The following is a 19,228-nucleotide window of genomic DNA, read 5'->3' on the forward strand; positions in this document are numbered from 1 at the left end:
ACAATGGCTGCTCTCGCTGCCCACGAGGTAAGCGAACCCAACACTGGAGACGCAGATGAAATTAGTTGATCCCATCATTGCATTTCAAGCGGAAATACAGCAAATCCGCCGCGACCTGCACGCCCATCCCGAACTCTGCTACGAAGAGCAGCGTACCTCCGACATCGTCGCAGCCCAGCTGACGGCCTGGGGCATCCCCGTCATCCGTGGCCTCGGCAAGACGGGCGTGGTCGGCATCATCAAAAATGGTAGCTCCAGCCGCGCCATCGGCCTGCGCGCCGATATGGATGCGCTGCCCATGCAGGAAATCAACACCTTTGCCCACGCTTCGCGCCATGCGGGCAAGATGCACGCCTGCGGCCACGATGGCCACACGGCCATGCTGCTGGGCGCGGCCAAATATCTGGCCGAGCAGCGCAACTTCGACGGCACCGTGTATCTGGTGTTCCAGCCGGCTGAAGAAGGCGGCGCCGGTGCGCGCCGCATGATAGACGACGGCCTGTTCGAACAGTGTCCGATGGATGCAATTTACGGCATGCACAACTGGCCCGGCGCTGCGGCCGGCACCATGAGCGTAACGGCTGGTCCGATGATGGCCTCCAGTAACGAGTTCTACGTCACCGTCAAAGGCAAGGGCGCCCATGCGGCCCAGCCGCACAAGGGTATCGACCCGGTCATGATCGCGGTACAGATCGCCCAGAGCTGGCAGACCATCATCAGCCGGCAGAAGAGCCCGCTCGATACAGCCGTGCTGTCGATTACCCAGATCCACGCCGGTAGCGCCACCAACGTGATTCCTGACGAAGCCAATCTGGTCGGCACCGTGCGCACCTTCACCCAGCCCGTGCTGGACATGATAGAGCAACGCATGGGCGAAGTGGCCCAGCACACGGCAGCCGCGTTTGGCGCCGAGGTGGACTTCAAATTCCGCCGCAACTACCCGCCACTGGTCAACCATGCCGAGCAGACCCGCTTCGCCGTGGAGGTCATGAAAGAAGTCGTGGGTGCAGAAAATGTCGACGATCAGGTCGAGCCGACCATGGGCGCAGAAGATTTTGCCTTCTTCCTGCAGGCCAAGCCGGGCTGCTACGTCTTCATCGGCAATGGCGAAGGCGAGCACCGCGACGGTGGTCACGGCCTCGGCCCCTGCGTGCTGCATAACGCCAGCTACGACTTCAATGACAACCTGCTGCCGATAGGCGCCAGCTTCTGGGTCAAACTGGTGGAAAAAGCGCTGGCGCCGGCCTGAGTCCGCGTCATGTTGGCGGGCTAGCGCTAGCCTCTCGCGGAGCGGCTGGGCTAACCTAGCCGATCAGGCGCATCGCCCAGCCGCACGCCCGGATTCAGCGCTTCCAGCCCGAGCAATCCGGCCGCATGGTCAGCCTGCGGCACACTCTGCACCAGCGACTGATAGCGCTCGGTTACCAGTTGCGTAATCGGTAACTGCAAGCCGGCGGCCTGTGCCGCAGCCAGAATATTCTGCTGGTCTTTCAACTGCGTCTTGACCTGACCACCGGCGACAAAATTACGCTCCAGCATACGCTGGCCATGTACATCAAGAATTTTGCTCTCGGCAAAACCGCCACGGATGGCGGCGCGCATGGCGACCGGATCGGCGCCCGCCGCCTGCGCCAGTAGCAACGCTTCTGCCACCACGTTGATGGTAGCGCCAACGATCAGCTGGTTACACAGCTTGGCCACCTGCCCGCTACCGGCTGGCCCCACCAGCGTGGGCCGGCCCATGGCCTGCAGCACGGGCACAGCCTCGTCAAAATCTGCTTGCGCACCGCCCGCCATGATGGCCAGCGTGCCGGCCGCCGCACCGCCCACACCGCCCGATACGGGCGCATCGATAAAGCGCTGCCCCTGCACCGTCAGCAGCGCATGGAAAGCCTGCGCCTCATCCTGACGGGTGGAACTCATATCGATCCACAATGCGTTTGGCGCCAGCGCCGGCAAAGCATCGCGCAGCACTGCCCCCACCACGGGGCCCGCCTCGAGCATCGAGATCACCATGCCAGCGCCGCGCACGGCGCTGGCCAGATCCGGTGCTACCGTGGCACCGGCCTCGGCCAGCGGCAGCGCCTTGGCAGCCGTGCGGTTCCATACCGTCACCGCATGGCCGGCTGCCAGCAAACGCCGCACCATCGGGTCCCCCATCAAACCTATACCGAGAAAGGCAATACCTGTCACCAAAACCCACTCCTGAAATCAACAATTGCTGGGATGCCGGAATTATTCTTCAAACACCGGTACAATCTTCTTAGCCGTATAAATTTTAGATACAGCATCACTTTAGTAAGGATACTATGTTCGCGAAAAAAGTTTTGGCGTCTGTCGCCACGCTGTTGGCTATGCAAGGTGCATACGCCGCCAATGACCAGCTGGTCGATTCCGTTTCGGTCGATTTTGGCAGCGCTGCCAAAGTGCAGATGGTGCGCCTGAGCGCCGCCAAGGACTGGGATGTACGCTGGTTCCAGTCGAATGGCACGCACCTGAGCGGTTACTGGGAGCTGAGCGCTGGCGCATGGAAGGAAAGCCAGTACAAGAATATCTCGGGCAACACCGCCCACCTATGGGATGTCGGCTTCACGCCCGTGTTCCGCTTCCAGAATGACAACAAGAAGGGCCTGTACTACGAGGGCGGCATCGGCGTGCACCGCCTGTCCAAACTGTATGACAACGATACCTATCGCCTGTCCACCCACTTCCAGTTCGGCGACCACGTAGGCATAGGCTATGTGTTTGACAACAACTGGGAAGTGGCCGGCAAGATCCAGCACTTCTCCAACGGCGGCTACAAGAAGCCGAATACGGGTGTGAACTTCCTTGAAGTCAAAGCCGCGTATCACTTCTAAGCGCTAGCGCACCAAAGTAAAAAAGCCCCTTTGAGATGAACTGACCCCAAATAGTTGGACGGTTTAGTTTGCTAGGCAGCCAAGGGCTGAGTCCTATATTGCACAGGACTCAGCCCTTTTAATTTGAGTTTGATGCGGTCGTGATTGTAATAGTGAATGTACCTCTTAAGCGATTCAGGAGGGGATCGCAACGATGCTAAGTTGTTGATTTTACTGGATCTGCACCCAGTCAAATCCTTCCAAATCCACCCAGTTCCAAGCCAGTCTTGGAACAAATTTGGAACCAGAAGGCACAAAAAAACCACCTCGGAAGGTGGTTTTTTTATGGTGTGCCGATAACTTAGAGCTATCACCAGAAGCACCGTGATAGTGCTTTGGCGTCCCCACCAGGAATCGAACCTGGATCTGATTCTTAGGAGGAACCTGTTCTATCCATTGAACTACAGGGACTTGCACACAGCCTGCTAGTATAGCAACCAACACCCTCTTGGAACAAGATGTATGGTAGAAGAACAACTGCTTAATTATTTGAAAGAAAAGACAAAAGGTAAGTTGTTGATGTCGCCAGAACAACTTGCAGAAGAAATTGGAATTCCAACTAAGCAACAATCCAAGCTAAGAAAGGAAGGACGATTTCCTATTCCTTTCAAGAACATTGGAAGGCTTGTTTACTACTCAATTTATGATGTCGCTAACTTCTTGTTGAATGGTGAAACAACACCTTCTGAGGAAGTTCAAGAAGTAGCACCAGTGTCCACAGTGACAAAGCCGAAAGTCAAGAAGTCACCGAGTAGCCCAGTTCAAGACCTATCTCACATCTTCATGATTCGCGCCTTTGCTCAATCCTTGGAGGACAGAGCAACAGCAATGTTGCAGTTGTCTGATAGCTTGAAGAAGTATGCCATTTCCTATGAACTGAAAGAGCGGTTTGAACAGAAGTTTTCTTCAAAAGGAAGTCATAGCACCAATGATGGAAAAATTTAGTGTTGTGTGATAATAATTGAAACCACACTTCATCACTTCATCAAGGACCCCAGATGACTACCTATGCTGAACTTCAAGCACAAATCAAGAAGCTTCAAGAACAAGCTGAACAGGTTAAAGCCAAGGAGCTTGAAACTGTCGTTGCAGACATCAAGAAGAAAATTTCTGAATATGGATTGACTGCTGAGCAGCTTGGTTTTTCCTCAGCAACTGGGAAGACTTCCAAAAAGGCAGCTACCAAAGAAAGCACCGTGATGTACAAGAAAGGTGATCAAACTTGGTCCGGTGCTACTCGTGGACGTAAACCTGATTGGGTGAAAGAAATTCTTGAAGCAGGTGGAGACATTGAACAATATCGCGTGAAGTAAGAAATTTCAGCATCAAAAAGAAAAGCACCCATCGGGTGCTTTTCTTTTTGAATAAGACATTAAGATTGAGCAATATATATTTCTTCAGGAAATGTGAACCACATAACTTTCTGACCATCTTCCTCATGATATTTCACATCTATTGGAAATGACTTCCTACTGACAGGCTCTTTGCAAATATCAGGAGTCCAAGTCATCTTAATTTCATAGCGATTGACAACGCCATTTTTATCCTTGGCAGTTTTTACTAAGGCATAACGCCCACCACTAGAAGCAGATAAGCCACATATTTTTCCTGTTGTGTAAAGATCAATTCTCATACCTTCAACATCCCAACCTAGATTTTTTACAATGTCCTTATCAATATTTATCACAATACTTTTCTTTTGGTTTTTATCTTCACGATAAGCAAAGTATGCTGGGACGGACATTGAGCCACCTCTATTTGTTGTTCCTTTGTGCTTTTTCGCACCCAAACTTTCAAAAAACTTGATAGTCATAACAATCTCCTTTTAATAAATATAAGGTACTTATACGAAATAAAAAGGAAATGTCAACGATTTGATTGACAAGTTAAAGCAAAAATATTGAAAAGAAAAAGTAAAACGGATTTGACTTTAAAAAATAATTTCGTATAACAGTATAGAAATGAAAAATGCCCAAGCTGGAAACTTAGGCATTTAGAAATTCTGGAACAGAAAAAGCTTGGACGGCTTGACCAGATGAAATTATTAAAACGTATTTAATCTGAATTGTCAATATATCAACCATCAATTTTCCAGAATTTCGCAAGAAATAGGAAAATTAATGATAAACAATTTTATAGAGGCGCTGCCAGAAAAAGTTAGAAGTACTGATGATTTTGAATATGGAACAAAGTTCAGGAAAAAAACAAATGCTTTAAAACATAGATACGTTGAAATAAATCAGCTATACAAAAAATATATTGCATTGGATTTGGATGAACCAGGTTCAGCCTACTGGTGGGAAGAAAAGAACCTTCCACCGCCAACAATAGTAATTGTCAACCCAAGAAATGCACGTTGTCACTATCTCTATGAGTTGAAAACACCAGTCTATTACACTGAAGAAGCCAGAAGAGCACCACAAAAATTCTACGAAAGCATTGATAGTGCATTAACCACTGTTTTAAAAGCCGATTTAAGTTATGTTGGATTGTTTGTGAAGAATCCACTACATGAATCATGGAGAGTTATAAAACATAATGCAATCTATGATTTAGAGGATTTTAACGAATACATTGATCTGCAATATTATAAGAATAAGCAGAAATATGAAGCGAGTTTAGAAGGTAGAAATACTACCTTGTTCCACAATTTACGACATTGGGCATACAAGGAAGTTAAGCAACATGGTTCATACATTACATTTCAAAGTGCGGTTGATGACCAGGCACTATCTATCAATAAGATGTTCCTAGCTTACTCAAATGGCGTTTTAGCAGCGAAAGAAGCTCTATCAGTAGCAAAATCCGTTGGTAAATGGACTTGGAAGCACAGATACACTATTGGCACTGGAAGGAAGAATAGAGGTGTTCTTGGTCTGTCAGATGAACTATCACTTGAAGAAAAGCAGTCTAAGGGCGCTGAATACACCAATATAATTAGAACTGAAAAGGTGGACGATAAAATAAAACTTGCTATCCATAACTGTAAAAGTAAAAATATTGAACCAAACCATTTGAATTTAACTAAAAATGGTTTATCAGAAAGCACTTACTTTAAGTATAAATCTGCTGTTGAAAATTGGGTTAGATTACTAACATAACTAAAAAAACTGCTACATTACGGTGTATATCAGATAATTACCCCAATTTATTGGGGTAATTGGCAAAGAAAATTCCGAAGGACTTATTTAAAATAATTAATTGAATCCACAAGAAAACCAAAATTAGAACAAAAATTGGCGGATCGAATTTTTATTCAAAAAAAAGCACCAACTGGTGCTTTAATTAAAATCTCTTTCTTTTTGTTGGGCTTACAAAACTGGGTTCCAATGGATCAAACTGACCAATTTCTTCATATGCTTGCTTCAACTTCTTGGCTTTACTAAAAACAAATGGTGAGATGATAGTAAATGGAGGAATTAACGAAAGATAAGCAATCGCATATTTCGCCTTATAAACAGCCTTCAACATTCTGTCGTCAGTTAAAACATCACCGTTCTTTTTCTGCAATCCACACAAAAAGACGTACTTATAATGTGAGTTGAATTTCTTTGCATCGGCAAATTTTAATGCAACTGCATTGCCAATCTCATTATTTAAGTTTGGATTGACAGCAACATTCTGAACAACCTCTACAACTCCATCAGCAGTTTTTACTTCAAGATATTCATACACATCATAGAAACCTTCTTTTGAAGACTTTCCATAGCCAACCACCTTACCTTTTATCGTTTCCAAGTAATTATTCATTTCATCTCCTTTTATTTTAATTTTGACAAAATGAGTTTGAAAGTCAAATCAACTTGACTATTGAACTCTATTTGATAATTTAGAAGAAACAGGAAATTCTATGAATAACTTTTATCAAACAAAGAAACTAAATGGTGTTCCACATTCAGTTGAATCACCTGCTGTCATAACAGAAGATGGAACTAAAATATGGTATCAATACGGCGTGAAACATCGTTTAGATGGTCCAGCCGTTGAACATTCTGATGGAACTAAGGAATGGTGGGTTGCTGGTTATAGACATAGGAAGAAAGGTCTTGCTATTGAGTATCCTGATGGTACCGGTGTGGCATACACCTCCCCCAAGGCAGCAGTCTTTGAAAGCAAGTCAGGTATACTTGATCTTCAAGAGTTTTTGAAACGAAATCCACCACATTGGCTTTTCAAAAGCTAAAAATTTACAACGTAAGCACCTACCAGGTGCTTTTTTTGTAGCTTATGAACGTTAAGTAGTTGACGTGTACCACTTGGATCAACATCATTCAGAAAGATATCGAATTTTCATTTCCAGACCACAAAACTTGCTTTCTGTCAAGTATTTGTTAAAGTGGTACTAAATTAGATGGAGAAAGTCATGATTGACAACAGCGCATATAAATTAGCTCAACAAGCCAAAGATCATTCAGATTGGATGAGTAATTTTGAAGAAAAAAGACGCAATGAGATAGATCAGTACCAGAAGGAAAAAAGTTTTACTGATGAAATTCTTGCATTAAAAAACAGAAACCAAGAATTAGAAAATTTATTATCTCGTCCGTTAAAACAGATTGCACAAGAACACCCTGCATTTAAAAATAATTACGAAGCTCTTATAAATGCTTACAAAGAAGTGCAAGATGAAATTCTTGCAGGATGGATTCTTTCACAAAAAGCCTATAAAGAAACAGCTATGCAGGTAGGAATTGAAGCAGGTAAAACTCCAGAAGAAATTAAAGAGATGGCAAAGAAAAACGAGGACGTCGTTCTTAATAATCAGTCTGAAATTGATCAAGGAAATAATGCTTCAACAAGCAAAATTCTTACAGAAAATTTATCAGCAATTATTGCCAATCGAAAAAAGAATCAAGGTAAATAAAAAAGCACCCGAAGGTGCTTTTTTATTTTTCATTTTCATTGTCACTATTCACTTGAATTTCTTCTTTAACTTCTTCCTTCACTTCCTCTTGAACAGCTTCTGCACTTTTAAATTGAGATTCAATTAATTGTCTCATTTCAGCAGGATTATCTGAGTTTTCAACAGCGTTTTGAAGAACAGCCTGGAAATCATCACCAAGGTTTTGTTTTGCAGCCTGAATGAATTTTCCAGCTTCGTTCATTCTGGACATGCTGACAAATTGATCTCCGTTTTTATCTGTCTTCATGGATGCTTGCTTCAAGTAATCAGCAGCAGCTTCACCATACTGGTTTGAAAATTTTTCACTGGTACTTTCTAGTGCAACCTCATTTCCAATTGCTCTTGATGCCTTTGATGATTCACCACCATAACTTGAAAAGTTATCTTGTGAAGCAGCAGCCATTCTACTTTCAAAATCCTCAACAGCTTGATCACCACCAATGCTATTGGCTAGTTCCAATCCCTGATCATAAGCATTACTTGCAGCTTGATTATTATAGAAATCTTCATCGGAATTAATACCTAATATTGCAAACTTCTTCTCAGCAGTCCCTTCTCCAAATTTTGCATTCAATTTATTTTTGTGGTCATTAATCTGATTTTTGCGATCACTAAGCAATTTGGCTTCTTGCTTGTAGCCTTTTTCTCTTGCATCAGCACCGGCTAAATGTTTACCAGCCATATTGGTAGCTGCTGCACCTGCCATGTAAGTTCCAGCGCCATGACCACCAAGTTCCTCTGATGTTCTTCCAAGTGAAGAACCTTGACCACCGAACCACTTCAATAACTCATCAGCGATGCTACTTGTAATAGACATACATTTTCTAACAATCATCCACATCATTCCACAATAAATCAATGGGAATGCAATCAAACTAATAAGCATCATGATGATGTTGGAATCTGTTTGAGACATCAAAAATGCTGAACTGAATACTTTGTTTATTAGAGTTCCAAGCACATACAAGATGTTGATTGATGCAATCATTCCAAAAACTGCAAATGTTGGTCTTAACATCAAACTCAACACCAAGGAATAACCATTGGCTCCTTTTCCAGTTAGATCATCACCATTTGGATGAAGGTGATAAACCGCCCACATTGATGAAATTATCACTGCCTCAACAGCCATAATTAACCATCCTAAAAACACACCCATCCACATAATGAAAGGCATCATTGGAAGTACAAATGACAATGTAAATCCAACACCAATCATTACAGGGAATACGACATTAAATAAATCACCTACCTGCTGACTTAAAACAATTGGTGTTGCGGTTCCTGAAACTGGTGCAGCAGCAAAAGCAACTAATCCAGCCATTTTTGCCGCTTCCATTGTTGCAGCAGTTCCTAAAAGCCAGTTACCTAAACGTTTCATTTCTAGAATTGGATCAGTTGCATCATCAAGGACAAAAGTTCCAACACCTTGCATGAAGTGCTTCACTAACCTGGTTGTGTCAAATCCTGATGAAATCCAACTCATCCAAGACCACTCTTCACCACCAACATCACTTTGTTTGTTCAATGAAAAGTCACCAATTTCTTTATCTGACATTTTCATGTTTTTAAGACCTTCACCATATTTACTGTAAAAAGCTGATGTGAATTTCGTGTTGTCAGCTTTCATGCCTGTTGCTTCTGGAATGCTTGCTGTTGTTCTTCCTGCCAAATCAATAAGGTAAGAAACCTTCATGTAATAAGCACCAGCAAAAGCCCAACCATCACGTTTTGCTGATTCAGCCAATTCATCAAGATTCATATATTGAGACACGATTTCTGCTGCATTTGTTTTGATTGTGTTTTGGTAGGTAGCAACTGCGGCATCAATTTCTTTGCTCGGATCAGTAGTTGGTGAAGCAACCCATTTCTTGGCTACACCATCAATGGTATTAACTAAGACGCCAGCAGCAACATTGTTTTGCTCAGCAACTTTGTAGGCTGATTGCAAGTACAAGTTTGGATCACCTAATAAACCAAGGACACTAGCACTATCTGTTTTAGCAACGGTAGGTGTCTCAGCATTTTTGACAGTCATAGTTCCACAACTGGTAGGACTGAAACCATTACCATTGGCAGTTGATCCAAATTGATAAATGGTGTTACTTAGATTCCAGCTTTGTGTTTTGCTTACAGCAAAAGTAGTGGCGTTTTTATCCAATAAAATCGGATCAACAAGACCATTACTACCACCATCTTTTAATAACTCTTCATAGCCTCTCATGCATACAAGAGAGCCAAAAATCTTATAACCAAGTGCGCTTGCATTAGGTGGAGTTAAACCAACTGACATTTGCTTTTTGATGTTGCCTGAACTCATGTAGGTAGTCCAAACACTATCAGCTAATCCAGCACCTTGAACCAACAACCAGCCAACAATCCAGTTGATGGTTGCATACTGCCCATTGATTACAGGAAGAACTAAGGCTGTTCCTAATGAATAACGAATTGGAATCCATACTGATGAAAATTTCTTCCCAAGCATTTCTCCATCGTGTGCAGTTCCAAGAGTTCCAGCCAACAATGTGTAGGTAGCTAGAATTCCACCAACGATCAAAACAGCACCATTGAAAATCTGCATAACAGCACCGAAGGCGTCAGATCCGCCTGCACCAAAAGTTCCTAAATTGCCGAAAAGTGCATCTAGAACTTTCATACTCACATCGGTACTTGGTGGTGAAAATGGACCACTTGCCACATCTGCCATTGCTAATGTTGGAATCAACATTGCAAGCAGAGTAAATAGAATTCTTTTCATATCATCTCCTTTTTTATTCTAATTATCTAATTAAGTTACCAAACAAAAAGCAAAAGGCAAGTACAAGACTTGCCTTTTATCTTTCATCGTCAAGGTGAATAATTAGAATTTATGGAGACAATGACTGTACTAACTTAAAACATTAAAATTTAAAGTCAATACAGGAATGAAAAAAGCAGATGGTTTATGCATCTGCTTTTTAATGAACAAAGATAATTATCTTTGGGAGATTTTATTTCGTTCAATTCTGAATGTAATTGAAATATTTAAGTTGTCAAGCACCTACCTGGTGCTTTTTTTACGACCATACGTTTGACGTTGGGTACTAACGTTTAACTGTCTGTCGAATTTTTTCTATAAGGCGCAAAATTCACTCCACAATACAGCGACGAAATAAACAATTTAAAGCGATTACCCATCAACTGCCTATCACTAGGATGGTTCAACATGAAATAGACAAACTACTTATGAAAGGAATTACCATGTCTAAGAAAAACAAAAACGCAGTAACAAAATTTGAAGTAAATCTTCAACCTGTTCCATTGGGCACGATTTCACTAAATGATTTCGTCGGTTCTAAGGCTTGTGAGGCCGCACTTAAAGTTGCCAGTGAGCAGGAAAACCCTGATGAAAAGGCATTCGCTTTTCTTTGCTCATATCAATTCACAGAAATTTGTAATTCAGTTTTCCAAGCTGGTCGTCCTGACTTGCTAGATAATGAAGAATTTCAGAATTACGCAGTTGAATTTGCTTCTGAAATTGTTAGTACACACTTCATTGAAATGTTCATGGTAATTGGTGGCACTATTTCAAACTTGCTTGCTAAGAATGATGTACAAGAAGGAGGTGTGTAATGAAAGTCTCTACATGCCTTCAATACTGTATCAAAGGAATGGGGAAACCACTTTTCAACTTTGCTAACACCAAAGATGGTAAGACTTTGATTAACATCAACAAGAAAATGATGTCAAATCGTGATGAGCAAATCAAGGAAACCTTGATCGCATTCAATAGCTACTTCATGGTTGAAGCAGCAATCAGGTTGAAACGACTTCCTAAACATCCTCAATCTGTTATCAAGTTCATGGGCTCTGATGAGTTTGACCATCTTCACCAAGAAATTGTCCGCACAGTAGAAGAAAACTACTCAATGTTGATGAACTGTTTGAACAGTAAAGAAAAACGAAAGCTAAATGCTATGTTTGATTAAAAAAAGCACCTTCGGGTGCTTTTTCATTTCCGATTGCTAGATGATATTTATTGGATGCCAGTCTTCAACACCACTTGCTACAACTGGATCGCATCGGCTCTTGTCAGTATACTGATAGCAACACCGAATCAGGAGAGCTACATGAATGATGATTTGAAGAAAATTCAGGATGAAAAAATCAAAAAAATGGTTGGTGCTTGCATCAAACGTAGGAGAGAAGCAACAGGTTACACACAAGAAGAAGTAGCAGAAAAACTCCATTTAAACACTGCTTCTTATGCGAGATATGAACAAGGAACAGCAGAACTATCCATCACCCGTTTGGCGCAACTAGCTGATATTTTTGAATGTGGTTTGGATCAACTTGTGATTGATACCAGTCTCAGAGTAGAAGAACAGACAAAAAGAATTGCTTTGGCTCTTGAAAATGTTTCTGTTTATGATCGTGAAAGTATCATGCAGGTTATTGAGCAAGTTTGCAAAATAGCTTGGAACAAGAGTAGAACTAGAAAACTACCCGATCACCTACGATAAAAAGCCAAATAGACACCTAACAGTGGTGTCGAAGATTTTTAGAGCAGCTTGGTTGTGAAATTGGTGCTCTCGTCAATTAAAAATGCAGTTTAGTTCATCGCTAAAAACAACCAGCTATGATTTAATTTTAGCAAACCAAAAAATCGAATCAATAGCAGAAAAAAGAAAAGCACCCTAGCGGTGCTTTCTTTTCATTTCTCATTTTTATCATCATCTCTTGATGGAATATAAGAAGCAACTTCTTCCATTACATCAATCAGATTTCCATCTTCATCATAAACATTGATGAACGTTTTTCCATCTCTAATCACGGTTTCAGTGAACGTGTTTCCGTTGAGTGACTTGATTCTGATTCCTGAGTTCATCGTTTTCTCCATGTGATAGTGTGAGCATAACGCGATCTTTCCCGGCTGGGAGCACCTACTTTGTTTATGGTCCAGGATCTGAACCACAAACAAAGCAGGTCGATGAAAAACCTCATCCCTACAACTGAGCCACGTTAGTGAAACCAGCTCGTCTGGTTCTCTATACATGAGCCCCTTTGAGGGGCGGCATCAGCCGGGTGACTTACTCAGGATCACTCACCCCAACAGCACCAGGAAGCAGTCTATTTTTTCGCACAACACCATCAAGAATAGTCTTCAACTCGTGGAGCTTTTGAGCTTCATTCTGGATGTTCAAGGCTTGAACCAAGTCTCTCAAGTCTGCCACTGATACCGAAATTTCATCAATGGTAGTGAGTTGGTTTTTATCGTAGATGAATTCAACCCCCATTTTTATCTCCATCAATTTTTGCAAGATATTTTGACTTTTGGATCAAAGTTTCTTTAAGTAATTGCTCAATATCTATGTTATTTTTCTCAGCATGGTCTTCAAGAACTCTGAAATTTTCATCACCAATCAGCTTTGCAAATCCAGAAGCTCTTGCTCTTTTTTGCTTTGTTACATACTCAGATACAGCCTTTCTAACGACCATTCCGAAATTATCTGATAGACCTGTTTTTAGTAAATTTTCATCGATCCACTGTGCATCTTCATTTCGAATAAATGTGGTTTTTTTTTGGCATCCCTTCATAATTTTCTCCTTCTTTTTACTATCCTACAAAATCGGAAAGCGAAATCAAGAGCACATTCTGATTTTATCTGCTATCGACTTTTCTAGAAAAATTCGACATTGATTTTTAATTTCGTAGAATAAAAATGTGGGAAAAATCTTTTTTGTGATTTTCTTAAAATCCAAAAAGCGAGACTAATAAACCATACGGGCTAAATCCCATAAATGGGCTTTACCGATGGATTTATCTCTCGCTAGGGCGCTGCCCTAGAACCCTAAAAAGCTCAACAACAATAATAAAAAAGGAGCACACATGAGCAAAGAAGTTGAACCAAAAAAACACCCAGGTCGTAACGGAAGTGATGATGATCACCAGTTCAAGAGAACATATTCTTTAGATGTAAAGCTTTCACCAATTGAACACGACGCACTAAAAAGTGAATGGAAAAAATCAGATTTCAATTCAGTTGCGCAGTTCGTAAGAAATAAAATTTTTTGTGGTGAAGAAACCAAAATTGATCTTTACTGGGATCAAAAACAAGAAGATAAAAATTTGAACAGAAGCATACTTTCTGAGTTGAGTAGAAGTGGAAATACCTTGAATCAGATCGCAAAAAAATTGAACACAACAAAAGAATTTACCACTCAGGAAGCAAGACTTTTATTGAAGGATTTGGCAAATGCCCTTAAGGAAAATGATGAAATCAAGAAAAAATTCATTGGGACAATCCAAAATAAATAAATGATTAATGCAATCAACGATAACGGCACTGGCTCAATTGCAGATGCAATTAACTACTTAAAAAGTGATTTCGATCATAAAAATAATAAAAGAAGTGTGAAGCCCAGAGATTTTGCAGGTAGTGCAGAAGAGTGCATTGTTGTCGCTGATTCCATTGAAAGAAAACATAAATATGTGTCTGGAACTCTATCTTTTCGTGATGGAGAAAAACCAACTGATGCACACCTACAAAAGATCGTTGACGCATTTCGTAAAACATTTATGGCGGGACTTGAACCAGGAGTGAACTACGTGGATTACTGGAATATTCACGAAGACAAAGGAAACATCGAGTTAAATTATGTTATCCCGTTGGTTGAGTTGACCACATCGCGCCAAATGAATCCATTTCCACCAGGTAAAGCTAAGGAAGATTTTAAGGATGCTTTTGATGCCTATATTAATCATCAAATGGGTTACGACCAGGTTGTACCTGATCCAATCAAAGCATCTGAATCAAAATTTGAAAGAAAAGTTTTACCAAAATCCAATTCAAAATCTGCTGAAGAATTTCGCAAAAACAAGCCAACCAAAGATGAAGTATCTGACTGTGTTGCACACCAAATCATCAATGGAAAAATTTCTAGCAGACAGGATTTGTGTGATTTTTTAGAAAATTTTGGGGAAATAACAAGAGTGAATGATAAATTCATTTCACTAAAACCTTATGGCAGTGAAAAAGCTTTTCGCTTAAAAGGTCCCGTTTATGAATACGGTGCAGACTTCAAACAGATAAAAATTGATCATCAAACAAAAAATGCTGACTTCAAAAAACAGTTAAATGATTCTGATTTTGAAAAAGTAAGAGCTACACTTGAAAGACTTACAAAATCCAGAAGATCATTTAACAAAAAATTAATTTCTAAACCTTTTGGCAGAAAAAACAAGGATCGTGTTTATGGTGATAAGAGAAAAAAACCTGCTGATGATGGTGGTGGAACTGGAAGCATTGGAGGTTCAGGTTCTACAAGCATGAAACCTATTTCTATTGAAAAAGAAGTTCCGATAACCAAACCTATTCAACCAATTGCAGATAAAACCCAGACTGAAAGCAAGCCAATTACAGCTAATATTTCAAGTTCATCAGGTGGTAAATCTGGATCTTCTGGCTCTAACGATGCGCCAACATCATCTGATGGAATTTCCTCTGGTGGTTCAAGTTCTGATAGCTCCATTGGTGGAATGCAATCACAGCTAAATGACCTTAGAACTCAAATTAGCAATTGTAAGAATCCTGCTAAGGCTCAAGCTTTAAAATCACAAGCTGATAGTCTTGAACAGAGAATTGGTGTTGCTGTCGCCGCTGAAAGAATTAGGAAAATGAAAGAGACTTTAAAAAATAATACTCATAACAAATTTAAGAAATAAGTTGACTCCTTAATTTAATTTGCTAAAAGATAAATATCATCTAGCAAAGGAAGTTATGGATTACTCAGAAATAATGGCAGAGAATGGAAGGAAAGGTGGTTTTGCCAAAGCAGAAAAATACAAACCACTAATCAGAGAAGTAGTTAGATTGTTTGTCACACGACCACGAATGACACAACAAGAGATCGCCTTAAAGGTGGGAGTTTCACAAGGATTTGTGTGTGAGCACACCAAAAGCCCATTCACCAAATTACAGCGATACGAGCGACTTATTAAAGATATTGTTGGTGACTTAACCGATGAAGAAGTAGACAAAATTCTCTTCAAAGCAAGAATGGAAGAAAAACTTCTTACCCATCAAGATGACATTAACACTATCAAGAACCACAAGCGATCAAAAATCTAGTCATCCGATATTTATCAGGTAGCAAGGACAACAAAAAAGCACCCGAAGGTGCTTTTTTAGTATGTTAGCAACAGCCTGTCTGTGACTACATGATCTTCTAATGACTCACCTTCCATCTGGAATCGTTTCAACATTGAACGACCACAATTCACATATGCTTCTTGTTCAAATACACCCTTGGGGATGTTTAGTTCAAGCAAAACATTCTCAGTGTTTTTTGAACCATCAATACTGAGAGCAACAAAGATGCCTTTCTTCTTTGCCCATGCAATTCTGTCAAATAATTCTTGAAGAGAGAATGACTGAGCGCCGTACAAAATTGCTTGGCTATGGCTATATGGTGGATCACAGTAAATCAAGTCACCAGACTTTGCAGAATCAAAAGCCAGCCGATAATCCTGATTAATGAATTTAGTCTGCTTTGTTCTAACATGCCACTCTTTTACTCGCTCATTGAACTTATGTGGTGGCATTGGTTTATGAACACCACAAGGTGTTGACATATACCCATCATCTTTTCTAAACCGAACCACTCCACCATAACAAGTTCTTGTTAGGAAAACAAAGTCGGCACCATTTGGATTTTTGTTGTATGAGGCAAGAACTTTTTCATACACCTCTACTTTATTTTCACCAACAATTTGAGCATGTCTTTCTTCATACCAATCCATCAATTCTTTTGGATTTTCTTGAAGAGTCTGCCAAATCTCAATCAAAGGCTTGAACACATCAGATGCCACTGCCTGTTGTGGTTGAAGTGTTCCAAGAACCGCACCACTACCCAAGAACGGCTCATAGTAGGTGTTGAACTTCGGGAAATACGAAATGATTTCATGTGCAAATCGTTGCTTGTTTCCTACCCACTTCAAAAGTTGGCTCTTGAACGGTTTGACTTGCACTACATGGGAGGATGACCGTTCAGCGACACCTTCGGCATCAAAGCCGAAGAGGTCAACAGTCTCAAAAGTTGTCATATTTTCTTGATCTTTCATGGAGTTGGGATCATGATAACGCACCTGATCACTACCTTCAACAGAAAAGACAGATGCAAGCTAATCCCCGATTCTTGAACCAACCTAGAAAATTCTGGGCTCATGTAAAACTTCTAAGCCAGTTGATTGGTTACACTGATCGCAGCACTAGAACAATTCGCCAATATTCTCCGCAAGAAATTTATTCTGCCTACAACAATGTAGGACTAAGCACTTCTTGGATGGGAACTAACACTCAACCTAGCCAAGAATTGATAGATTTGGTTCATTATTCACAATATCGTGCTGATGTTTTGACCAATCAAGTTCAACACAACTTGATGAACAAAGATCAAGCTGAACTGCTTTTCACTCAACTCTACAATCAGTTCAGACCCATCTGTCCGATCCCCATGAACAAACAAAAAGGGGACATGAAGAATTTTAACTTCTTCACCGGTATTGTGAATATTTTGATTCACGAAGCTATTGGAAGAGGTCAGTGCAACTTTGATCCACGAGAGCTAATTGTTGTTACTAAGCAGGATGAACCACTTAGAACTTTATCTAGACGAGTTGATGGTGCATACCCTGGAATTTTGAACCCCAAAGCAATCTGGGAAATCAAGGAATACTATTACACAACCACTTTTGGCAGTCGTGTTGCTGATGGTGTCTATGAAACACTTCTTGATGGTCTTGAACTTCAAGAACTGCAAGACAATGAAGGCATTCATGTTAAACACTATCTTTTTGTTGATGCCTATAAAACTTGGTGGGAAGATGGTAGATCTTATTTGTGCCGAATGATTGACATGATTCACATGGGGCTTGTTGATGAAGTCATATTCGGAAGAGAAGCTGTTCAACGGATACCAGAAATTGTGAAAGATTGGCGATAAGCAAAGCACCCAAATGGGTGCTTTTTTCTTATGTTGCATTCGCCCAGAGCTTCACACCAATGTCACTATGTCGCAAAGTGGCATATCGCTTCAAGGTGCTTAATTCAATGTGACCAGAAATTTTACTGATTTCAATGTCAGTGAGGTTTGTGTTTACGAAATACCAACTCACAGCACAATGCCTTAAATCGTGAATTTTGAAGTCGCTCACTTTGGCATTTTTACAGATGACCTTGAAACGAGCAGCAAGAACAGAACTGCTACTCCAATAGTCACCAAACACCAATTGTTGACCATCTTTTTTCAGCTTCATCAATCTTTCTTTGATGAAATGAAAGAACTCTGGTCTTAGTGGAACCTTGCGATCCTCAGCATTCTTCTTATCAGCAATCTTGGTGTTTTCCTTCGGCACAAAGATGTATGAATGATGTGGATTTTTTTCATCCAAATGAATTTCATCCCACTTCATCAACAATGTTTCACCTGCCCGCATACAAGAATAGTATTGCCACAAAATAAGGCACTTCCATTCTTCCCGCTTCACATACATCTTGTTTGTTGCTTCTAGCAACCTATCCAATTCACCAGCTTCAAGAATCCGATCTCTTGGCTCCCATGCTTTGGGAGGTGGATTGTCATCAAATGGCTTTCGGTCAAAAGTGTAATCGTGATGCTTTGCGTGCCAAAACAATGCTGTTTTGATTGCATAGTAATATTTCCTGATAGTGCTTTCGCTGTAAGTCTTTTTTTTCAGCTTGCCAGTGTCAGGATCAACCACTTGATGACCATCATAAAGAGGATGGGATTTTTTCTTTTTCGCTTGATCTGGAATTTCTTGTTCAAGCTTGGTTTTCAAGTACAAAGCAAAAGTGCCAGCCTTAAAGTTTGAAAGAGGAACCTTCCCAATTTCAAGCTTCAACTTTTCAAGGTCGTATTTCTTGCCTTTGGCAACAGTGTTGTGCTTCAAGTATTCATCAAAAATTTGAGCCAAAGTCATCTTCTTGATTTTGGTGATGTCTACCGACTCACCACGATCAATCTTTGTCTTCACCTCACGGATGAACTTCTCAGCTTCCTTCTTGGTCTTGAAGGTCTTGCTAACAGCCACACCCGCTTCACGGATGCGCACCAGGAACGACACATCGCCATTGACACCCGTTCGTTCAGTGATCAACTTACCAGCCATCCACAGCACTCCTTTCTAGTCGCCAAGCTGGAACTTGGAACAAATTTGGAACATTTTTGCTAGGATAGCGTACTTGATCGCTGTAAGTGCATATGGCACAATGACTTTTTAGATTTGTTGGTGCTCCCTCCTAAGGCCAGCCTGTAGCTCATCGATGCTGCCAAACTGGTTCAAATAGAAGAACTCCGATTTTAGAACAGCGAAAAAACTCTCCATCGGGGCGTTGTCCAAGCAGTTCCCTTTGCGCGACATGCTTTG

The 19,228-nt window shown here is 41.3% G+C and carries 23 protein-coding genes, 1 tRNA gene and 2 pseudogenes; 14 read left to right on the forward strand and 12 right to left on the reverse strand.

What is annotated here, in order from left to right; all coding sequences use genetic code 11:
- Positions 1-55: 55 nt before the first annotated feature.
- On the forward strand, positions 56-1,249 hold the full coding sequence (locus GM655_RS21010; protein WP_155436625.1) for a M20 aminoacylase family protein: 1,194 nt from the start codon (positions 56-58) through the stop codon (positions 1,247-1,249).
- 50 nt (positions 1,250-1,299) lie between these two features.
- Here the strand turns inward: GM655_RS21010 and GM655_RS21015 are convergent, their stop codons facing one another.
- Positions 1,300-2,196, reverse strand: a complete 897-nt coding sequence (locus GM655_RS21015; RefSeq protein ID WP_155436626.1) for an NAD(P)-dependent oxidoreductase — start codon at positions 2,194-2,196, stop codon at positions 1,300-1,302.
- 158 nt (positions 2,197-2,354) lie between these two features.
- On the opposite strand from GM655_RS21015, the gene GM655_RS21020 reads away from it, so the two are divergent.
- Positions 2,355-2,858: an acyloxyacyl hydrolase gene (locus GM655_RS21020; RefSeq protein ID WP_229632679.1), complete on the forward strand. Its 504-nt coding sequence runs from the start codon at positions 2,355-2,357 to the stop codon at positions 2,856-2,858.
- A 71-nt stretch (positions 2,859-2,929) separates the two neighbouring features.
- On the opposite strand, the pseudogene GM655_RS23400 reads toward GM655_RS21020, so the two are convergent.
- Together GM655_RS23400 and GM655_RS21030 are read right to left on the reverse strand one after the other, a co-directional pair.
- Positions 2,930-3,028: pseudogene (locus GM655_RS23400) on the reverse strand (IS3 family transposase); the annotation flags it as partial.
- A 205-nt stretch (positions 3,029-3,233) separates the two neighbouring features.
- Positions 3,234-3,308, reverse strand: a tRNA-Arg gene (locus tag GM655_RS21030).
- A gap of 51 nt (positions 3,309-3,359) precedes the next feature.
- On the opposite strand from GM655_RS21030, the gene GM655_RS21035 reads away from it, so the two are divergent.
- Both GM655_RS21035 and GM655_RS21040 read left to right on the forward strand, forming a co-directional pair.
- Positions 3,360-3,842: a hypothetical protein gene (locus tag GM655_RS21035; RefSeq protein ID WP_155436628.1), complete on the forward strand. Its 483-nt coding sequence runs from the start codon at positions 3,360-3,362 to the stop codon at positions 3,840-3,842.
- 53 nt (positions 3,843-3,895) lie between these two features.
- Positions 3,896-4,210, forward strand: coding sequence for an H-NS histone family protein (locus GM655_RS21040; protein WP_155436629.1), 315 nt, complete (start codon positions 3,896-3,898; stop codon positions 4,208-4,210).
- 59 nt (positions 4,211-4,269) lie between these two features.
- Here GM655_RS21040 and GM655_RS21045 read toward each other — a convergent pair whose 3' ends face one another.
- On the reverse strand, positions 4,270-4,710 hold the full coding sequence (locus tag GM655_RS21045; RefSeq protein ID WP_155436630.1) for a hypothetical protein: 441 nt from the start codon (positions 4,708-4,710) through the stop codon (positions 4,270-4,272).
- A gap of 307 nt (positions 4,711-5,017) precedes the next feature.
- Here GM655_RS21045 and GM655_RS21050 point away from each other — a divergent pair, with 307 nt between their 5' ends.
- A complete protein-coding gene (locus GM655_RS21050; protein ID WP_155436631.1) occupies positions 5,018-5,998 on the forward strand; it encodes a replication initiation protein in 981 nt (326 codons plus the stop codon).
- A gap of 184 nt (positions 5,999-6,182) precedes the next feature.
- Here the strand turns inward: GM655_RS21050 and GM655_RS21055 are convergent, their stop codons facing one another.
- On the reverse strand, positions 6,183-6,647 hold the full coding sequence (locus tag GM655_RS21055) for a hypothetical protein (RefSeq protein ID WP_155436632.1): 465 nt from the start codon (positions 6,645-6,647) through the stop codon (positions 6,183-6,185).
- A 100-nt stretch (positions 6,648-6,747) separates the two neighbouring features.
- Between GM655_RS21055 and GM655_RS21060 the strand changes: the two genes are divergently transcribed.
- Together GM655_RS21060 and GM655_RS21065 are read left to right on the forward strand one after the other, a co-directional pair.
- Positions 6,748-7,080, forward strand: a complete 333-nt coding sequence (locus tag GM655_RS21060) for a hypothetical protein (RefSeq protein ID WP_155436633.1) — start codon at positions 6,748-6,750, stop codon at positions 7,078-7,080.
- 180 nt (positions 7,081-7,260) lie between these two features.
- The gene (locus tag GM655_RS21065) at positions 7,261-7,761 is read left to right on the forward strand and encodes a hypothetical protein (RefSeq protein WP_155436634.1); all 501 of its coding nucleotides are present in this window, start codon (positions 7,261-7,263) and stop codon (positions 7,759-7,761) included.
- Between the two features lie 22 nt (positions 7,762-7,783).
- On the opposite strand, the gene GM655_RS21070 is transcribed toward GM655_RS21065, so the two are convergent.
- Positions 7,784-10,558, reverse strand: a complete 2,775-nt coding sequence (locus GM655_RS21070; protein ID WP_155436635.1) for a DotA/TraY family protein — start codon at positions 10,556-10,558, stop codon at positions 7,784-7,786.
- A 482-nt stretch (positions 10,559-11,040) separates the two neighbouring features.
- On the opposite strand from GM655_RS21070, the gene GM655_RS21075 reads away from it, so the two are divergent.
- The 3 genes from GM655_RS21075 (at position 11,041) to GM655_RS21085 (ending at position 12,302) form a co-directional block, all read left to right on the forward strand.
- Positions 11,041-11,412, forward strand: coding sequence for a hypothetical protein (locus GM655_RS21075; RefSeq protein WP_155436636.1), 372 nt, complete (start codon positions 11,041-11,043; stop codon positions 11,410-11,412).
- Positions 11,412-11,768, forward strand: a complete 357-nt coding sequence (locus GM655_RS21080; RefSeq protein ID WP_229632680.1) for a hypothetical protein — start codon at positions 11,412-11,414, stop codon at positions 11,766-11,768. The genes GM655_RS21075 and GM655_RS21080 overlap by 1 nt, the downstream gene beginning before the upstream one ends.
- A gap of 141 nt (positions 11,769-11,909) precedes the next feature.
- Positions 11,910-12,302 (forward strand): helix-turn-helix domain-containing protein, encoded by a 393-nt coding sequence (locus GM655_RS21085; RefSeq protein WP_196308820.1) that lies wholly within the window; start codon positions 11,910-11,912, stop codon positions 12,300-12,302.
- Between the two features lie 191 nt (positions 12,303-12,493).
- On the opposite strand, the gene GM655_RS21090 is transcribed toward GM655_RS21085, so the two are convergent.
- The 3 genes from GM655_RS21090 to GM655_RS21100 form a co-directional block, all read right to left on the reverse strand.
- A complete protein-coding gene (locus GM655_RS21090) occupies positions 12,494-12,667 on the reverse strand; it encodes a hypothetical protein (RefSeq protein WP_155436638.1) in 174 nt (57 codons plus the stop codon).
- A 202-nt stretch (positions 12,668-12,869) separates the two neighbouring features.
- Positions 12,870-13,076, reverse strand: coding sequence for a hypothetical protein (locus GM655_RS21095; protein ID WP_155436639.1), 207 nt, complete (start codon positions 13,074-13,076; stop codon positions 12,870-12,872).
- Positions 13,066-13,377: a hypothetical protein gene (locus tag GM655_RS21100; protein WP_155436640.1), complete on the reverse strand. Its 312-nt coding sequence runs from the start codon at positions 13,375-13,377 to the stop codon at positions 13,066-13,068. The genes GM655_RS21095 and GM655_RS21100 overlap by 11 nt, the downstream gene beginning before the upstream one ends.
- A 292-nt stretch (positions 13,378-13,669) precedes the next feature.
- Here GM655_RS21100 and GM655_RS21105 point away from each other — a divergent pair, with 292 nt between their 5' ends.
- Genes GM655_RS21105 through GM655_RS21115 form a run of 3 tightly spaced genes read left to right on the forward strand, consistent with a single transcriptional unit; the run spans position 13,670 to position 15,911 of the window.
- Positions 13,670-14,098 (forward strand): plasmid mobilization protein, encoded by a 429-nt coding sequence (locus tag GM655_RS21105; RefSeq protein ID WP_155436641.1) that lies wholly within the window; start codon positions 13,670-13,672, stop codon positions 14,096-14,098.
- Positions 14,099-15,505: a relaxase family protein gene (locus GM655_RS21110; RefSeq protein ID WP_155436642.1), complete on the forward strand. Its 1,407-nt coding sequence runs from the start codon at positions 14,099-14,101 to the stop codon at positions 15,503-15,505.
- A 55-nt stretch (positions 15,506-15,560) separates the two neighbouring features.
- Positions 15,561-15,911, forward strand: coding sequence for a hypothetical protein (locus tag GM655_RS21115; RefSeq protein WP_155436643.1), 351 nt, complete (start codon positions 15,561-15,563; stop codon positions 15,909-15,911).
- Positions 15,912-15,967: 56 nt separating this feature from the next.
- Here GM655_RS21115 and GM655_RS21120 read toward each other — a convergent pair whose 3' ends face one another.
- Positions 15,968-16,903, reverse strand: coding sequence for a DNA adenine methylase (locus tag GM655_RS21120; RefSeq protein WP_013520400.1), 936 nt, complete (start codon positions 16,901-16,903; stop codon positions 15,968-15,970).
- A 53-nt stretch (positions 16,904-16,956) separates the two neighbouring features.
- Between GM655_RS21120 and GM655_RS21125 the strand changes: the two genes are divergently transcribed.
- Complete coding sequence (locus GM655_RS21125) at positions 16,957-17,784, forward strand: DUF7687 domain-containing protein (protein WP_155436644.1); 828 nt, start codon at positions 16,957-16,959, stop codon at positions 17,782-17,784.
- A gap of 28 nt (positions 17,785-17,812) precedes the next feature.
- Here GM655_RS21125 and GM655_RS21130 read toward each other — a convergent pair whose 3' ends face one another.
- Positions 17,813-18,970, reverse strand: a complete 1,158-nt coding sequence (locus GM655_RS21130; protein WP_155436645.1) for a site-specific integrase — start codon at positions 18,968-18,970, stop codon at positions 17,813-17,815.
- A gap of 132 nt (positions 18,971-19,102) precedes the next feature.
- Positions 19,103-19,228: pseudogene (locus GM655_RS21135) on the reverse strand (IS3 family transposase); the annotation flags it as partial.

The sequence above is a fragment of the Pseudoduganella danionis genome, from assembly GCF_009720775.1.
Classification (GTDB): domain Bacteria; phylum Pseudomonadota; class Gammaproteobacteria; order Burkholderiales; family Burkholderiaceae_D; genus Rugamonas; species Rugamonas danionis.

Excerpts from the sequence above, each read along its gene's own strand:
- GM655_RS21010 (WP_155436625.1), top strand. The coding sequence starts at position 56 with ATGAAATTAGTTGATCCCATCATTGCATTTCAAGCGGAAATACAGCAA.
- GM655_RS21020 (WP_229632679.1), top strand. The coding sequence starts at position 2,355 with ATGCAAGGTGCATACGCCGCCAATGACCAGCTGGTCGATTCCGTTTCG.
- GM655_RS21035 (WP_155436628.1), top strand. The coding sequence starts at position 3,360 with ATGGTAGAAGAACAACTGCTTAATTATTTGAAAGAAAAGACAAAAGGT.
- GM655_RS21040 (WP_155436629.1), top strand. The coding sequence starts at position 3,896 with ATGACTACCTATGCTGAACTTCAAGCACAAATCAAGAAGCTTCAAGAA.
- GM655_RS21045 (WP_155436630.1), bottom strand. The coding sequence starts at position 4,710 with ATGACTATCAAGTTTTTTGAAAGTTTGGGTGCGAAAAAGCACAAAGGA.
- GM655_RS21050 (WP_155436631.1), top strand. The coding sequence starts at position 5,018 with ATGATAAACAATTTTATAGAGGCGCTGCCAGAAAAAGTTAGAAGTACT.
- GM655_RS21055 (WP_155436632.1), bottom strand. The coding sequence starts at position 6,647 with ATGAATAATTACTTGGAAACGATAAAAGGTAAGGTGGTTGGCTATGGA.
- GM655_RS21060 (WP_155436633.1), top strand. The coding sequence starts at position 6,748 with ATGAATAACTTTTATCAAACAAAGAAACTAAATGGTGTTCCACATTCA.
- GM655_RS21065 (WP_155436634.1), top strand. The coding sequence starts at position 7,261 with ATGATTGACAACAGCGCATATAAATTAGCTCAACAAGCCAAAGATCAT.
- GM655_RS21070 (WP_155436635.1), bottom strand. The coding sequence starts at position 10,558 with ATGAAAAGAATTCTATTTACTCTGCTTGCAATGTTGATTCCAACATTA.
- GM655_RS21075 (WP_155436636.1), top strand. The coding sequence starts at position 11,041 with ATGTCTAAGAAAAACAAAAACGCAGTAACAAAATTTGAAGTAAATCTT.
- GM655_RS21080 (WP_229632680.1), top strand. The coding sequence starts at position 11,412 with ATGAAAGTCTCTACATGCCTTCAATACTGTATCAAAGGAATGGGGAAA.
- GM655_RS21085 (WP_196308820.1), top strand. The coding sequence starts at position 11,910 with ATGAATGATGATTTGAAGAAAATTCAGGATGAAAAAATCAAAAAAATG.
- GM655_RS21090 (WP_155436638.1), bottom strand. The coding sequence starts at position 12,667 with ATGAACTCAGGAATCAGAATCAAGTCACTCAACGGAAACACGTTCACT.
- GM655_RS21095 (WP_155436639.1), bottom strand. The coding sequence starts at position 13,076 with ATGGGGGTTGAATTCATCTACGATAAAAACCAACTCACTACCATTGAT.
- GM655_RS21100 (WP_155436640.1), bottom strand. The coding sequence starts at position 13,377 with ATGAAGGGATGCCAAAAAAAAACCACATTTATTCGAAATGAAGATGCA.
- GM655_RS21105 (WP_155436641.1), top strand. The coding sequence starts at position 13,670 with ATGAGCAAAGAAGTTGAACCAAAAAAACACCCAGGTCGTAACGGAAGT.
- GM655_RS21110 (WP_155436642.1), top strand. The coding sequence starts at position 14,099 with ATGATTAATGCAATCAACGATAACGGCACTGGCTCAATTGCAGATGCA.
- GM655_RS21115 (WP_155436643.1), top strand. The coding sequence starts at position 15,561 with ATGGATTACTCAGAAATAATGGCAGAGAATGGAAGGAAAGGTGGTTTT.
- GM655_RS21120 (WP_013520400.1), bottom strand. The coding sequence starts at position 16,903 with ATGAAAGATCAAGAAAATATGACAACTTTTGAGACTGTTGACCTCTTC.
- GM655_RS21125 (WP_155436644.1), top strand. The coding sequence starts at position 16,957 with ATGCAAGCTAATCCCCGATTCTTGAACCAACCTAGAAAATTCTGGGCT.
- GM655_RS21130 (WP_155436645.1), bottom strand. The coding sequence starts at position 18,970 with ATGGCTGGTAAGTTGATCACTGAACGAACGGGTGTCAATGGCGATGTG.